At 37.9% G+C, this 15,148-nt stretch carries 14 protein-coding genes; 6 read left to right on the top strand and 8 right to left on the bottom strand.

Translation table 11 applies throughout. The features are described from left to right. The first annotated feature begins 7 nt into the window (after nucleotides 1-7). Both MKY76_RS01080 and MKY76_RS01075 read left to right on the top strand, forming a co-directional pair. Nucleotides 8-730 carry a response regulator transcription factor gene (locus MKY76_RS01080; protein WP_048390763.1) on the top strand — a complete coding sequence of 241 codons (723 nt, stop codon included), beginning with the start codon at nucleotides 8-10 and terminating at the stop codon, nucleotides 728-730. Further along, on the top strand, nucleotides 727-2,112 hold the full coding sequence (locus MKY76_RS01075; RefSeq protein WP_054548907.1) for a HAMP domain-containing sensor histidine kinase: 1,386 nt from the start codon (nucleotides 727-729) through the stop codon (nucleotides 2,110-2,112). Before MKY76_RS01080 ends, MKY76_RS01075 begins: the two co-directional genes overlap by 4 nt. Nucleotides 2,113-2,213: 101 nt before the next feature. Here the strand turns inward: MKY76_RS01075 and MKY76_RS01070 are convergent, their stop codons facing one another. From MKY76_RS01070 to MKY76_RS01040, 7 genes are all read right to left on the bottom strand, one after another. Continuing rightward, nucleotides 2,214-2,573, bottom strand: a complete 360-nt coding sequence (locus tag MKY76_RS01070; RefSeq protein WP_004233888.1) for a YxeA family protein — start codon at nucleotides 2,571-2,573, stop codon at nucleotides 2,214-2,216. Nucleotide 2,574: 1 nt separating this feature from the next. Then, nucleotides 2,575-4,443, bottom strand: a complete 1,869-nt coding sequence (locus MKY76_RS01065; RefSeq protein ID WP_103117286.1) for an ABC transporter permease — start codon at nucleotides 4,441-4,443, stop codon at nucleotides 2,575-2,577. Then, nucleotides 4,430-5,197, bottom strand: a complete 768-nt coding sequence (locus tag MKY76_RS01060; RefSeq protein WP_054548905.1) for an ABC transporter ATP-binding protein — start codon at nucleotides 5,195-5,197, stop codon at nucleotides 4,430-4,432. Before MKY76_RS01060 ends, MKY76_RS01065 begins: the two co-directional genes overlap by 14 nt. A gap of 150 nt (nucleotides 5,198-5,347) precedes the next feature. Continuing rightward, nucleotides 5,348-5,824, bottom strand: a complete 477-nt coding sequence (locus MKY76_RS01055) for a glutathione peroxidase (RefSeq protein WP_048390772.1) — start codon at nucleotides 5,822-5,824, stop codon at nucleotides 5,348-5,350. A 14-nt stretch (nucleotides 5,825-5,838) separates the two neighbouring features. Further along, the gene (locus MKY76_RS01050) at nucleotides 5,839-7,173 is read right to left on the bottom strand and encodes an FAD-dependent oxidoreductase (RefSeq protein ID WP_048390775.1); all 1,335 of its coding nucleotides are present in this window, start codon (nucleotides 7,171-7,173) and stop codon (nucleotides 5,839-5,841) included. Nucleotides 7,174-7,186: 13 nt separating this feature from the next. Beyond that, nucleotides 7,187-8,332: a VanZ family protein gene (locus MKY76_RS01045; RefSeq protein ID WP_048390777.1), complete on the bottom strand. Its 1,146-nt coding sequence runs from the start codon at nucleotides 8,330-8,332 to the stop codon at nucleotides 7,187-7,189. Nucleotides 8,333-8,483: 151 nt separating this feature from the next. Further along, the gene (locus tag MKY76_RS01040) at nucleotides 8,484-8,771 is read right to left on the bottom strand and encodes a DUF6509 family protein (RefSeq protein ID WP_036075918.1); all 288 of its coding nucleotides are present in this window, start codon (nucleotides 8,769-8,771) and stop codon (nucleotides 8,484-8,486) included. A 156-nt stretch (nucleotides 8,772-8,927) separates the two neighbouring features. On the opposite strand from MKY76_RS01040, the gene MKY76_RS01035 reads away from it, so the two are divergent. From MKY76_RS01035 to MKY76_RS01025, 3 genes are all read left to right on the top strand, one after another. After that, nucleotides 8,928-10,103: a DHHA1 domain-containing protein gene (locus MKY76_RS01035; RefSeq protein ID WP_342557267.1), complete on the top strand. Its 1,176-nt coding sequence runs from the start codon at nucleotides 8,928-8,930 to the stop codon at nucleotides 10,101-10,103. Between the two features lie 249 nt (nucleotides 10,104-10,352). Further along, nucleotides 10,353-10,859 carry a helix-turn-helix domain-containing protein gene (locus tag MKY76_RS01030; protein ID WP_066038258.1) on the top strand — a complete coding sequence of 169 codons (507 nt, stop codon included), beginning with the start codon at nucleotides 10,353-10,355 and terminating at the stop codon, nucleotides 10,857-10,859. Beyond that, a complete protein-coding gene (locus MKY76_RS01025; RefSeq protein WP_342556801.1) occupies nucleotides 10,856-11,698 on the top strand; it encodes an IS3 family transposase in 843 nt (280 codons plus the stop codon). The genes MKY76_RS01030 and MKY76_RS01025 overlap by 4 nt, the downstream gene beginning before the upstream one ends. A 368-nt stretch (nucleotides 11,699-12,066) precedes the next feature. Here the strand turns inward: MKY76_RS01025 and MKY76_RS01020 are convergent, their stop codons facing one another. Beyond that, nucleotides 12,067-14,064 carry a methyl-accepting chemotaxis protein gene (locus MKY76_RS01020; RefSeq protein WP_342557266.1) on the bottom strand — a complete coding sequence of 666 codons (1,998 nt, stop codon included), beginning with the start codon at nucleotides 14,062-14,064 and terminating at the stop codon, nucleotides 12,067-12,069. A 329-nt stretch (nucleotides 14,065-14,393) separates the two neighbouring features. Here MKY76_RS01020 and MKY76_RS01015 point away from each other — a divergent pair, with 329 nt between their 5' ends. Further along, nucleotides 14,394-15,143, top strand: a complete 750-nt coding sequence (locus tag MKY76_RS01015; protein ID WP_054548901.1) for a gluconate 2-dehydrogenase subunit 3 family protein — start codon at nucleotides 14,394-14,396, stop codon at nucleotides 15,141-15,143. Nucleotides 15,144-15,148 lie beyond the last annotated feature (5 nt).

Below are 15,148 nucleotides of genomic sequence, written 5' to 3'. Positions count from 1 at the left end.
TGAACAAGTGCAAGAACCAACCATTTTAGTAGTGGATGATGAGGCAGATTTAGCGAATCTACTAAAAGTAAGCTTACAAAAAGAGGGCTACAAACAAATTTATACAGCTGGTACCATTCACGATGCTTGGACAAGCTTTCAACAAACAACACCCGATATTATACTTCTAGATGTCATGCTTCCCGATGGTGAGGGCTACGATTTATGTAGACGTATCCGTGAAGTATCCCATGTCCCTGTGCTCTTTATGTCTGCTAAAAATGAGGAAATTGATAAAATTTTAGGACTAGCCATTGGCGGAGACGATTATATTACAAAACCTTTTAGCCCGAAAGAAGTAGCCTATCGTGTGAAGGCGCAATTACGTAGAGCTGGCTATCAAACACAAGATACCATAACGAATATTGTTGAAAAAGCACTCCAAATTGGACCATTTCAGTTGAATGCCGATGAAACTGAAGTCCATAAAAATGGCGTACTATTGGAGTTAACAGCTAAGGAAATTGGATTAATGGCGTGCTTTATGCACAATCCCAATCGTATCTTAAGTAAAGAAACATTATTTGAACGTGTATGGGGAGAGGATTTCTTCGGTTCTGATAACACTGTTATGGTGCATATTCGCCGATTGCGTGAAAAAATTGAGGAGGATGCCTCTAATCCTCTATATATCACAACTGTAAAAGGACTTGGCTATAAGTTTGTCATGCCAAAAGAGGCACAAGAATGAAGTGGAAATTAACTGCTCGCTTTCTCCTTTCCGTACTTTCTATCGTCATCATTGTTATTTTCGTCAATACAGCTATCTTCATGGGACTCCTTACTTATCGGCTAGCAACTGACTCTGAAGGCGTTTCTGCCACAGAAGAGGAACACTTTGTGCGGGAATTTCAAAAATATATCGAGATAAAAAATGGAGCAACTTCCATACGTGCAGAAGGAATCGAACAATTGCATCAAAGAAATGCGTGGATACAATTGCTTGATGAAAATGGTCAAGTGATTGATGCTCATTTTGCACCAGATAAAGCACCATTGCACTATGCACCTATCGACTTAATTCAAGTATATAAATATAAAGAATTCGATTCTGATACTACGGTGTATATTGGCAGTAAGGATTCCATTAGTTATTTAATCGGTATTAAAGGTAGCGGTGTTACAAGGTTTGTTACGCATGTTTCTGGCACATCACTCTTACAGTTTATAGGGAAATTTGGCTTGTTCATCGTGATTGCGGACTTGTTAGTAGCTACATTAGTAGGGTGGCTTTTTGGTCGTACATTAACGAAACCTCTTTATGCGATGATAGATCGCATTCATCATTTAAAGAATCATGATCATACGTCTATTAAGTCTCCTGGTGGTGTCTACAAGCCGGTTTTTGAAAACTTAAATGAAGTATCACGAGAATTGGCAGCCCATGAACAGGAGCGAAAGAGACTAGAGATTATGCGTGAAGAATGGATTAGTAATGTCTCACACGATATGAAAACACCACTTGCCTCTATTCGAGGTTATGCAGAACTATTGAATGATGCACAAATAACAAATACTGAGCAAATGGAGTACGCACAAATTATAGAAAAACAATCATTGCATATGCAAAATCTACTGGATGACTTAAATTTAACGATGCGTTTAAGACATCAACAGCTTCCACTTACACTAAATGAAGTGAACATGGTGCCTTTTATTCGAGAGATAGTGATTGAAACATTAAATACACCACAATATGAACAAGCTAATCTTATGTTTGAGGCGACAACCGAGAAAAGTCTGCATCAAATCGATGAACATTTTATGCGCAGAGCTATCATGAACTTTTTACACAATGCATTGCTTCATAATGCTCCCGATGTATCTGTCCATGTGTCTGTTGATGAGCATACTCTTACAATTTCTGATAATGGCAAGGGGATAGACCCAGAGGATCTAGAACATATTTTTGAACGCTATTACCGAGGCACAAATACGGACAATACTGCTGGGACTGGTTTAGGTACAGCTATTGCTAGAGATATCATTGAGGCCCATGGAGGAACAGTGACCATCACCTCGGAAAAAGGAAAAGGTACATGCGTTATTATTGATCTACAAAAGGAATACTAAATAAACTAAATTTAACCAGTTGAATTTAAACGCTAAATACTTTGCACTGAACTTTCGTGTGGAAAAGAAGGAGTCTCAAAATTTGAGACTCCTTCTTTGTGCTATTTCATTTGATCCTGTACTTTAGCAGGTAATTCATGGAATTTCACTTCATCAAATGAAGTAACTTCTGTTTCCTTTTTCACGTAAAGCTTTAAATAAGCATCCTGGCGTAAATTTTTATGAGCAGAAAACTTTAATGTTTTCTCTTCCCCATTTTTATCGTAAGTAGGTAGCTCGTACCAATACATTTTAAAGATTTCACCACTATCTGCTTTATACTCCTCTACCTCACCATCAGCCGTGATATGAACATAGTAGGTATCTTTATTTAATCGGTTAAAATCTACAGTCATCAATACAATTAACCCTGCTACGAATAAGATAAACAATGCACCTATTCCGAAAAATACTTTTTTCATATTAATTCCCCTGTCTCACTATTTTATAAAACGAACGAACGGTAAAGATATAATAAATAAAGTAAATAGCTGAATAAGCAATCATCCACAAGATGACTGGTTTTGTAATATTCATGTTAAATAGCTGTGAAAATGCTAGTAATGCAAACACACTATGTGCAATACCCACAATAAGTGGCGCACTAAAGATAACAGCGACCTGCCCTGCTACTGTCTTTAAGATTTGCTTACTATTTACACCAATTTTATTTAAAATAGCATATTTTGCCTGATCTTCTTCGGCTTCCGTTAAAATTTTGAAGTAGATAATACTGCCTGTTGCCGCTAGGAAGACCAATCCTAGGAAGCTTCCCACAAACAATAGGGCACCAACTGTTGCTAAACTATCCTCATAGCTTTGCGGTACACTAGAAAATGATTCTTGTTGTTCAGAAGACAACTGCTGGTAAATGTCTTTCGACACGTCCTGTTGTTTCAAATCATTGTCCAATCCAACAACCTGCATCATAATCTCATCGGCATCAGTAGCTTTAAACTCTTGATCATTCACAACGAGAACTGTTCCAGCTGCTATAAAGTTTAACACGCTTTCCGTGTACATCTTTTCTACATGGAAGGATTCTCCGTTTTGTAGCTTAAAGTCCTCACCTGTAAAATCATGTGAAAATCGTTCATCGTAGGCTGCATCCAGTAAAACCGTAGAACCCTCTGCAATGTGTAGCTCTTTATCCTTGCCTTGTAATTTCGCTAAGCGATTATAGTCCGATTCCTTAAGTAATGTATATTCGAAAAATGAGAATTCATTATCCACACGTAAATTTTTCACAGCCAGTGCTTCATTATATAAGACATCCTGTTGTGAAAATTCTACTGTCTCGCCTTTCCACATAAATGTGTTTGGCAGCATCTGACGTACAGAAGCTTCTGCATTATAATACATACCGAAGACACCGCCACCTGCTGTAATCGTAGTGGCACTTAAAATTGCAATGATTGACAACGATTTGGCATTAGCTCGAATACGATACAATAATTGAGAAACACCGATTAAATTTAAACCCTTCCAGGACCATGATGTTGCTTTCTTTAATGCTGTTAATACAAAGACACTCACACTATGGAATAGAAGGTATGTCCCTGCAATTGTTACCCCTATAACCATTAATGGCGTACCTAATACCGTAAAGAATCTCCATATTTCACTCGTAAACATATCAGAGGCAGCTGTATAATAACCAAATGCAATAAGTACAGTGCCAAGTAAAGCAGCTACTAATGATGCACGTGGAATTTGCTCTCCCTGTTTGTCTGCATGGAATAAATCAATTAGTTTAAATTGATAAATCACACGGTAACCTTGTAAGGATGTGAATAAAAACAGTAGTGTAAAAATGCCCGTTGTATTAATTAGTGCCTCCATTGAAAATGTCAGGCTACCAACCACTTCATAGCCCATTAAGCGTACTAGTATCATTAATAGCCCTTGGGACATAAAGAAACCTAGAAGGATACCAAACACAAGAGAGACAAGCCCTATGACTAAATTTTCAAAAAAGAGCATTAAGCCAATTTTTTGCTTACGTACACCTAGTAACGAGTAAAGGGCTACTTCCTTTTTCCGCTTCTTCATAAAAAACGAGTTGGAATAGGCCATAAAGATGACAATGAAGAACAGAAGTACGACTGACGAGGCACTCATCAATCCTTTAATTTGTTGTGACGATTGCTTTAAGGCTGAAAGATCATCATTATATTTGAGCGTCACAAACGTAAAGTAAATAACGATACTAAATACCATTGAGGCAATATATAAAAAGTAATTCGATAAATTGCGTTGAATATTTTTACGCGCTAAACTAAATAACGTCATTTACTCCACCCCCGATGCTAGATAGCACCTGCAAGATCTCTTGGAAAAATTGCTTCCTCGTTAGAGTCCCACGTTGAATTTCCTTAGATAGCTGTCCATCCTGAATAAATAGAATGCGCTGGCAGAAGCTAGCTGCAAAGGCATCATGTGTAACCATCATAATCGTTGCGGCTTGAGATTGGTTTAAATCACTTAAGCTTTCTAATAAATCGGTTGCAGATTTTGAATCTAGCGCACCTGTAGGCTCATCGGCAAAAATTAGTTTTGGTTCTGTCACTAATGCTCGCGACGAGGCTGTACGCTGCTTTTGCCCACCTGAAATTTGATAAGGATATTTGTTTAATAAATCACTAATTCCAAACAATGCAGCAATTCGATCAACTCTTGCATTAATAGCCTTTGTCGGCATTTTTGCAATCGCTAGTGGTAAAACAATATTTTCTCGCACTGTTAAAGAATCGAGCAAGTTATAATCCTGGAAAATAAACCCTAAATTATCTCGACGAAAATCCGCTAATTCAGCATCCTTCATACGTGCCAAATTAGTATCTTCAATAATAATTTCACCAGTTGTTGGCGTATCAATCGTTGCTAATACATTAAGAAGCGTAGATTTTCCAGCCCCAGAAGGACCCATTACCCCAACAAACTCTCCCTTTTCTACTTCAAATGATATATTCGATAGCGCTGTAAAAGTATTTGCGCCTTTGCCGTAATTTTTCCCAACGTTTTGTACCTTTAATAATGGCGTCATATACGCTCACCTCTTCTTTCTGACTTTAGTATACGACCTCAAACTTACAGCAAATTTGTCGCAAGCTTACAGCAACCTTAAATCATCTGCTTTTTGAAATGTGTAGACAAAAAAAATTCATACACAAACTGTGCATGAATCTTTTCTAATCTATTGTGCTAATACTTTTTGAATATCTTCCTCAAAGCTACTTGGCTTATCTGCTGAGGCGTATCGTCCAACAACCTCTCCATTACGGTTTACAAGGAATTTTGTAAAGTTCCATTTAACACTATTGCCTAAAAATCCTTTGGAATGGGAAGTAAGATAATCGAAAATAGGATGTGCTTCTTTACCATTCACCTTCACGATCTCATGCATCGGGAACGTCACTCCATATGTTAGTCGACATTGGGAAGCCGCTTCTTCAGCTGACGCTAGCTCTTGTTTAAATTGATTTGATGGAAAACCAAGTACAACCAGACCTTGCTCCTGATATTTTTCATAGAGACCTTCTAATTCTTCAAATTGTGGTGTAAAGCCACATTTGGAAGCTGTATTAACAATTAGCATCGGCTTTCCTTTATAACGTTCAAGGCTATAGATAGTACCATCTTCTAAAGTTACATTAATATCATAAATGCTCATCTCTCTACCTCCTATTATAAACGTCCATTCATTCTTGCCACCTGCTGCAAAGGGTCCCAAACACCGTTGAATGGTGGTGCATAGGCCAAATCTAAATCTAGCAAATCAGGTAAGGTCATTTTACTATATAATGCTGTCGCAAACACATCGATACGCTTATCAACACCCGCTGGTCCCACGATTTGTGCACCCAATAACAATTGATCACGCTTGCGAACGACCACTTTTATAAACATACGTTGTGCACCTGGATAATAGCCGGCTATATGGCGTGCAGATAATTTAAATGCCTCATAGTCAAAACCAAGCTCTTTAGCATCGCGCTCATTAATACCTGTTGTAGCAATAGTTAAATTGAAAAATTTTAAAATAGAAGTGCCCACAATTCCTCTAAACGGAGCAAATTTGCCTGACATGTTGAGACCTGCTAAACGACCTTGCTTATTAGCAGTCGTTCCTAAAGGTATATAATCTAAACGTTCTTTCACAATATTAAAGTGAGTTGCACAATCGCCAGCTGCATAAATATTTTCAAGGGAAGTCTCTAAATGGCGATTTACAATGATCGCTCCATTTTTTGCAAGTGCAATCCCAGTATTCTTTAAAAACTGTGTATTTGGTTTTATGCCTGAAGCGACAATGACTAAATCCGTCTCTAGAACGCCATTATCTGTAATAACACGTTCCACTCGTTTATTTCCTTCAAAAGCTTCAACGCTCGTATTTAATAACAGCTCTACATCGTTCCTTTTCGCTTCCTCATGAACATGCTGAGCAAGTTCTTCATCTAAAATACGGGCCACATGACTTCCGCGCTGAATAAGCCTTACCTTTTTCCCACAGGCATGTATGGTTTCAGCCATTTCTAAACCAATATAGCCACCACCTATGATTGTTACCTGCTCAATCTCTGATGTTAAATCTGCCATCAAATCTTCCAGTTGAGGAATTGTTTTTACCGTATGGATACCATCTAGCTCATTCCCCCTTTTCACAGGCATGACTGGACTAGCCCCCGTTGCAATAAGAAGTTTATCGTAGGTAATCTCAAATTTATCACCACTTGCTTGTGTACCTGTAATAACCTTCTTCTCTATGTTTACATTCTCTACCTCATAGCCAACTCTTGCATCAATGCCATACTTATCTCGAAAAGTTTCGACATCTCTTGCAATTAAACGTTTGGTTGATGAAATACGACCATCTACAACATAAGGCAATCCACATTGCCCATATGAATAAATAAAACCACGTTCTAAAGTAGTTATTTCTGCTCCTGGAACATTCCGATAGATTTCCATTGCTGCAGACATACCTGCAGCATCTCCACCAATGATGACGTATTTCATTCTACAAGCCCCCTTATTTTTTCCTTGTTGCCATTAAATCTGCATATTGATCGATATACAAACGTCGTTTTCCACCACTTACGATGACCCGTACCACATGAATAGCTATTATCATTGTAAGTGCAAAACCTGCTATTGCGGCAAGTAGAGAAATGACAATTTGTAGAACATAAAATGGTGAATCCATATCTAATTGGATGTCACCTAATGTTGTAATGGCTTCTGATAAACACAAGGTAGCGATAATAGCAATACAACGACGCCATGATTGCTTTACAATACTTTTGCCATTCTTGTTGACCATTGTAAAACGCATCACCTTCATACCGAGTGTTGCACCATTCATCATACTTGGTAACACCCCAAAGAGTACCACGTACAGAGCCATTTTCACTAAGAATTCAAAAGTACCGCTATACCCTGTCAGAACACCAATAATCATCCAAACTGATTGGACGATAAATAAATCAATGGCCAATGCTAGTAAAATAGAAATCGGCTTAACAATATCATTTTTTTCCATTTCAGCAGCTTTAGCCTCAACCTCTTCATGAGAGGGAAATAATGCCCAAACAATTGGTGCTAAGAAGAAACCTAGGAGCGCACCTACACTGTTTAGTAATAAGTCATCGACATCAAAGATTCGGTATGCGCAATTAAAGATGCCATAAATGCCTGTTCTTTGTGTGACCTCATAAAACAATGTTAGCAAAAAGCTAATTAAAAATGCACGTTTCCAGTACCTTCTTTCTTTAAGAAAATATCGCAAGTAAACGCCGAATGGCATTAGTAGTAAGAAATTAAAGAAGGCTTGAAAAAATGCCTGCTGTTTTGTGATAGCAAGCCATGTAGATGGATTTGTGACAACAACGCCACTATCCTTTAAAACATCATCAACAAATTGAAAAAGTCGCAAATTAGTATGAACGGTGTCCGCGGATTGAAGTGAGCAAGTATCTCTTGTAGACGGAAATGGTAGTAATACTAAACAAAGCGCAGATAAAAAGTAAAAAATAAATGAGAACATGATAATGGTTTTGGACATCGATAAGTATCCATACTTACGATACGTATAAATCAGCCATGGTATAAATAGTACAAAAGATAAAATAATAGTTATGAAAAATGCTATAAAAATGGATTGCGTGTACGTTGACATAGAAACACCTCTCTCTTTAAATTGCCCTATTTTCTGAACACTAAAACTAAGTTTAGACCTTCAATACTACATGTATATTTCATCAAGCTTACATAATCCTTAATTCAATAAAAAAACAGGTAAAGAATCTATACTCTCTACCTGTTACTTACTATGCTTTCGCTATTTCTTCTTTACAGAATGTCAAAATTTCTTCTAGTTCATCATCCTCTAATGCAAAGTCTAAATATTCACCTTCAGCCTTTTCCATGATGAAGTAATTTAATATAAATGGTTCTTCGTCTTTTTCACCAATTAGGACACGAATTTCAATGCCAGCTTCGTGGTAAAGCTCATCCTCTTCATCAATTTCTACATCCAAAATAAATTCATAACGCTTACCCTCAATAATATTTGTTGGGTCTAAAATCTCTTCCATTGAGAATTGTGTAATTTCCATTATATTTGCTCCTTTTTCTTTAGCTGTTCTTTTCTATATTAAATCAATTTCAGCATGGGTCAACTAGAAAACTCGTATACACCTGTAAGTAATTATGCCACAATGAAATGGAATTAATTTAGAACTAAATTTCCCTACATACGAGGAGGCTTTTTCATGAAAGAGCTATTATATTATCAAGACGTTATGTTACAAGAGTTTGATGCAACTATTATTAGTAAAGGAACTGACGAATCCGACCGTAATTATGTTGTACTATCGAACACCGCTTTCTATCCAACTGGTGGTGGTCAACCTCACGATACAGGTACATTGAATGCGTTGGAGGTCATAGATGTTGAAAAAGTGGATGATGAAATTCGTCACTATATTGAAGGTGATCTATCGACTTTAGATGGTGTGGTACATGGCAAGTTAAATTGGCCAAGACGATTCGATCATATGCAGCAGCATGCTGGGCAACATATTTTAACAGCTGCTTTTGTAGAGCTTTTTAATGCGCAGACTGTAAGCTTTCATCTAGGCAGTGAGCAAGTAACAATTGATCTTGCTATAGAAACGATTTCTGAGCAACAGCTTGCAGCAGCAGAAGCAAGAGCCAATGACATTATTCTAGAGAACCGCCACATTCAAACTACCTGGGTTACAGAACAAGAGCTGGGCAACTATAATCTTCGTAAAGAGGTCGCAGTGACGGGAGACATTCGACTTGTGATTATCCCTAATTTTGATTACAACGGTTGTGGTGGCACTCACCCTACATCCACAGGGCAAGTTAGTACCATCAAAATATTAGGGACCGAAAAAATGAAGGGCAATGTGCGCGTTTCTTTTGTGTGTGGTCAACGCGTTTTGACTGAGCTTGGCATGCGAAAAAAAGTATTAGCGGACGTTGCTCGTCAATTAAGTGTACCTGAAATTGATGCTGCCACAGCACTTACAAAAGTTTTATCTACTCAAAAAACTACAGAAAAAGCACTCGCTGCTGCGAAAGAGGAATTACTCACGTATGAAGCAAAGGCACTTGTTAATAGCGAAGGTGTCGTAACGGCTGCTTTTAATCAGCGAACAATGCAAGAGCTACAAAAAATAGCCCGTATGATTGTTACGGAACAGAAAGATGTAATAGCTCTACTTGTGTCTGAAAATGAAGGCAAACTACAATTCGTTGCAGCAAGAGGTAATAATGTTTCAAAAAGCATGAAGGATGTTGCCCAAAAGGCACTGCCTCTTATTAATGGTAAGGGTGGCGGAAGTGACCAAATGGTACAAGGCGGTGGCGATTGCACCGTTTCGAAAGAAGAATTACTAGCAGCGATGCAAGACGCTTAGTTGCATTATAATAGAGGAGCTGTTATTAAAAGACGGCTCCTACTATGTTGTTGAAAAAAGAAAATGTCGCTAGCAGAAAAAGACTTCTTGACTAGGCGAGGGGTTGATTTCCGTTCCGCCAGTGTCCTTTCCAGGGGGCGTCCGATGAGTCGCTTCACTCACTTACGTTCGCTCCAGTGTCTCATCTGTGACTAATGAACTGCACCCAAAATATTGGACTTAAAAAATCTAATACAGGGGGTGCAGTTAGTGATTTCTGATGAACAAAAGTTAGCCGCAGTTCTAGCTTACATTGAAGAAAAGGAAAGTACGTATCAGATTGCCAATAGATTACAGAGGGATCGACAGTACGTTCGATTATGGATTGAATTATATCGATACCATGGCATTGAAGGAATTATTCGTCCTCAAGGGTTCACGAATTACGAAGATTCTTTTAAAATAAAAGTAATTCAACACCTGATAGAGACGGGCGATTCGCTCCTTCAGACTGCTGCGAAGTTTAATATTCCTTCTCGTGAAACCATTCGGAGATGGAAAAAACAGTGGATGTCCAAGGCTGGAAAGGTGCTCTATCAAATAGAAAAGGAGCACCAATCAATGCCAAAAAAACAACCACCTTCGTCCGATTTAAATGAAAAAACAACGGAAGAGTTAAAAGCGGAAATTGAGTATTTACGGATGGAAAATGCCTATTTAAAAAAGTTGAAAGCCTTAGTTCAAGAAAAGGAAGCATTCAAACCGAAGAAAAAATGAGAGCTGTGTATGAGCTAAGGCTGGAATTTCCACTTCAAGCTCTATTAAAAGTGGCAAAAATCAAGAAAAGTACGTATTATTATCATCTTCAAAAATGGGTAAAACCAGATAAATATCAGGCGATCAAAGAACGAATCCAGACACTTTTTCATCACCATAAGGGGCGTTATGGCTATCGTCGTATTTGTCTTGCCCTCCGAAATGAAGGTTTTTTCATCAACCATAAAACGGTACAACGATTGATGCAAGAATTGGGCTTAAAAGGGACGGTACGCCCTAAAAAATACCGTTCGTATAAAGGGACAGTCGGCTATGTCGCAGAGAATGTCATCCAACGTGATTTTGAAGCCACTGCATCCAATCAGAAATGGGTAACCGATGTCACAGAGTTTAAAATAAACGGTCAAAAAATCTATGTATCGGCTGTATTAGATTTATTCAATCGAGAAATCGTTGGATATGAGGTATCAAAATCACCTAATTTTGAGTTAGTTCAACAGTCTTTTAAAAAGGCGTTTACGTATACAAAGTTATCGAAAAAGAGTGGCTTAATCATTCATTCTGATCAAGGATGGTTATATCAAATACCCCGTTTTAAAGCGTTATTAATAACGCATGAAATCAAGCAAAGTATGTCACGGAAAGGAAATTGTTTAGATAATGCCGTAATAGAAAGCTTTTTTGGTATTCTGAAATCAGAATTTCTGTACACAACTACGTTTAAAAACTATGTAGAATTTACAAAAGCATTAGCAGATTATATTTACTATTACAATCATGAGCGGATTAAAAGAAAACTCAACGGAAAAAGTCCCGTTGAGTATCGAAAAGCTTCGTAAAAAAGTTTATATTTTTGGGGTCAGATCATAAATCCCCTAGGAGTGACACTGACTCCACTTCAATTAACCATTCTGTAAAAGTGGCTTTTCCTTATCTTTCATACAGTCGTTGTGAACAAAATAGCAAATGTATAATTCGAGAAAGGATAGACTCTCAATTTCAATGGGAGAAATGATGATTGACCATACCTCTCCATAAAATGAGTAGTGAACACCTTCAATTAAGCCTTTGCAAAAAAGGTAACATTATTATGAGGTGGAGTGTATGGAGCGGTAATCCATCTTCACCTTTCACAAAAATTGTATGAAGGGCTTTGTTTTTCAACACTCTGAGAGGAGCTGTCATTAATAGACAGCTCTTCTCTAATTTAATATTTAAATTTTTGAATGGCTTCATATAAACGTTTTGCCATTTCTGATAGTTTTTCAGTTTGATTGTTCATTACTGCTACCGTCTTCAACTGTTCCGCTGTTGCATCTGTTACCTCATGCACATAATCACTTGCCGCATGTGCAGTAGCTGCCATTTCTTCCATAGACGCGGAAACTTCCTCCGTATTGGCAGACATTTGTTCAGCTGAAGCATTCATTTCTTCAATTTGACCTGCTATTTCTCCTACTGCTCGAACCATTTCCTCGAAGCGTTCTCCCACTGCCTCAATAGAAGCTAAACCACGTTCAACATTATCTTCACCAAATTCAGCTGCTTTTACTACTTCTAATGTATAAAGTTGAACTCTTTCAATGAGCACATTAATTTTAGTAGCTGATTCTGCTGTTTGCTCCGATAGCTTGCGAACTTCTTCTGCTACAACGGCAAAGCCTTTACCAGCATCTCCTGCCCGTGCTGCTTCTATAGAGGCATTCAATGCCAATAAATTTGTTTGATCGGAGATATCGGTAATCATTTTTGAAATTAAGCTAATTTCTTCTGACTCTTTTTCTAGCTTGTGAATAATTGATAGTTCATCTGTTGTGCCTTGCTGAATCTCATTCATACGTAAAACGGATTGTCCAACTGCATGATTGCTTTCACTAATTTTCTGGGAAATAAAATCTGTATTACAAGCAATTGTGGAGGCAACTTCAGCTACATTTTGTATCCCTATCGCCATTTGTTCCATTGCTGAGGCACTTTCCTCTGCCATCACAGTTTGGCTTTGTGCCCCTCGATCTACTTCACTTATTGCACCAGCAATTTGCTTTGAACGCTTTGTTACTCCATTTACATCTCCCATTAAATCACACGCAGCTTCATTCACTGCCGTTGCTTCTCGACTCACTTTGGCTATCATTTCCCGCATATTATCAGTCATGCGATCTAATGCACGTGCCATCGTTCCCATTTCATCAATACGTTTCAAATATTTTTCTGGAATTTCCTGTGTAAAGTCTCCTCCCGATAAGCCCTCACTAATGCGAAGTACATGTCGAAGTGGTCTACTAACAGAGCGAGAAATGGCAAATGAGATGCATAGCCCAAGTATTGAAACTATGATCGTAGTGACAATGAAGTTCGTCTTAAGCTTAGAAAGCCCTGAAAACATCTCATCTTCTAATGCGATAACCCCCATTTTCCAACCATTATCGAGGGTATGATAGCCCATTAGACTAGTTCCTGTATCTTCCGTTTCAAAAGAAAAATAACCGTTATCATTAGCAATCATTTCTTTAGCAGCCATTGCTCTGCCTGTCTTGATACCTGTTTCGTCTGCTGCCTTAATTGGATTGTATTGCTCCTTCACATACGAATGATTATTATGTCCAATAATTGTTCCGTTAGCATCTAACATAAATGCATAGCCACTGTCTCCAACCTTAATGCCTTCTACAATTTTAGATAGGTAATAGCCGTCAATACGTGCTAATAATAAAGCTTTTTCACCTGTCACTGTGTCAATTGGAGAAACGATTAAAATGACTGGTTCACCTGTTACACGACTAATCGTAATGTCAGACATGACAGACTTACCAGTAAAACCTTCTTTTACGTAATCACGATCCCCTAGATCAGCTGTTGTATCATCCAGATAATGGGCAACTCCATTAGCATTGATAATGCCAAAACCTAAGTAATTTTCATTACTGGCAAGACGTTTCGAGAGATACTGCTTCTGCTTTTCAAAGTCCATGCTCCGAACTGCCTCTTGCTCTGCAATGGCTTCCACCTCCACTAGTGTTAATTGGAAGTGTTCTTCTATGTATTGGGAAACATCCTCTGCTCTAGATACCAAATTAGATTCCACTTGCTCATTCACAGCTTTTGTACTATTTATCCAAGTAGATAGCCCAAGCGTGCCACATGTTACAAATACAAGAGCTATAATTGCAACAATTAATTTACCACCAATACCTTTTAACCACATTTCTCTTTTTCTCACTTCTTCCATTTTTAGCTATACAATCCGCATATTTTTGCATAACTTCAGAGTAAAGTCACTAAAAGTAGAAGTCAACAAAAGTTTTCCAATATGATTAATAAATGTATAATAATACCATTTACACTACCTTTATAGTGCTAACAATTTTCTACAAAATTTTCAATTCATAGATCCCCCTTGTCATTAAAAAGGAGAGTACACCATGCTAATAGAGGTAATTAAAACATTTTCCAACAAAAATTGATTATAATTCACATTTTTTGCTGATTATTAAAGATAGGATCCGTTTAACACATTTTGAGGGGAGGATTTCCATGAGTTCAGACAAAAATAATGTTTCTCGTCGAGACTTTTTAAAAACTACAGGTATTGCTGCTGGTACATTAGTCGGTGGTGGTTTAATTGGAGGATTAGTTGGTTACAACATCCATGGTAAAGGTACTTCTACCCTAGAGCATGGTGGTCATGAAACAACGAATGAGGCCACAGGCTCACCAAAAGCTAAGATGTTCTTCAGAAATGAAAAAGATTTTAGTATCTTATCAAAGGCCACGGAACGTATCTTCCCAGAGGACGATTTGGGACCAGGAGCTATTGGTTTAGACGTTCCCTATTTTATCGATCATCAACTTGCAGGAAATTATGGAAGTAACTCTAAAGAATATATGCAAGGTCCATTTGATGTTGGTGCCCCAACTCAAGGCTATCAGAGCCGTTTAACGCGAGCGGAAATTTTTAGACAGGGTATTCAAAAAATGGAGGATGAAGCACAAAAGCGTTATAAGAAAAGCTTTAACGATTTAGATGGCAAACAAATGGATGAAATATTAACTGCCTTCCAAAAAGGTGACATAGAAATGGTTGGGGTTACTTCCGCGTTCTTCTTTACATTATTACGAGCAGCTACATTAGAGGGAGCTTATTCTGACCCTATGTATGGAGGAAATCGCAATATGGATGGCTGGCGTATGAAGGGCTTCCCTGGTCACCAGATGGCTTATATTACACAAATAGAAGATGCCAAGTTCCAAAAAATTGAGCCTAATCCATTAGGCAACCACTAAGGGGG

The sequence above is a fragment of the Lysinibacillus sp. FSL P4-0201 genome (assembly GCF_038593425.1).
Taxonomy (GTDB): domain Bacteria; phylum Bacillota; class Bacilli; order Bacillales_A; family Planococcaceae; genus Lysinibacillus; species Lysinibacillus capsici.
Note: the sequence above shows the minus strand (reverse complement) of the source record. Positions and strands in the feature narration are given on the sequence as shown.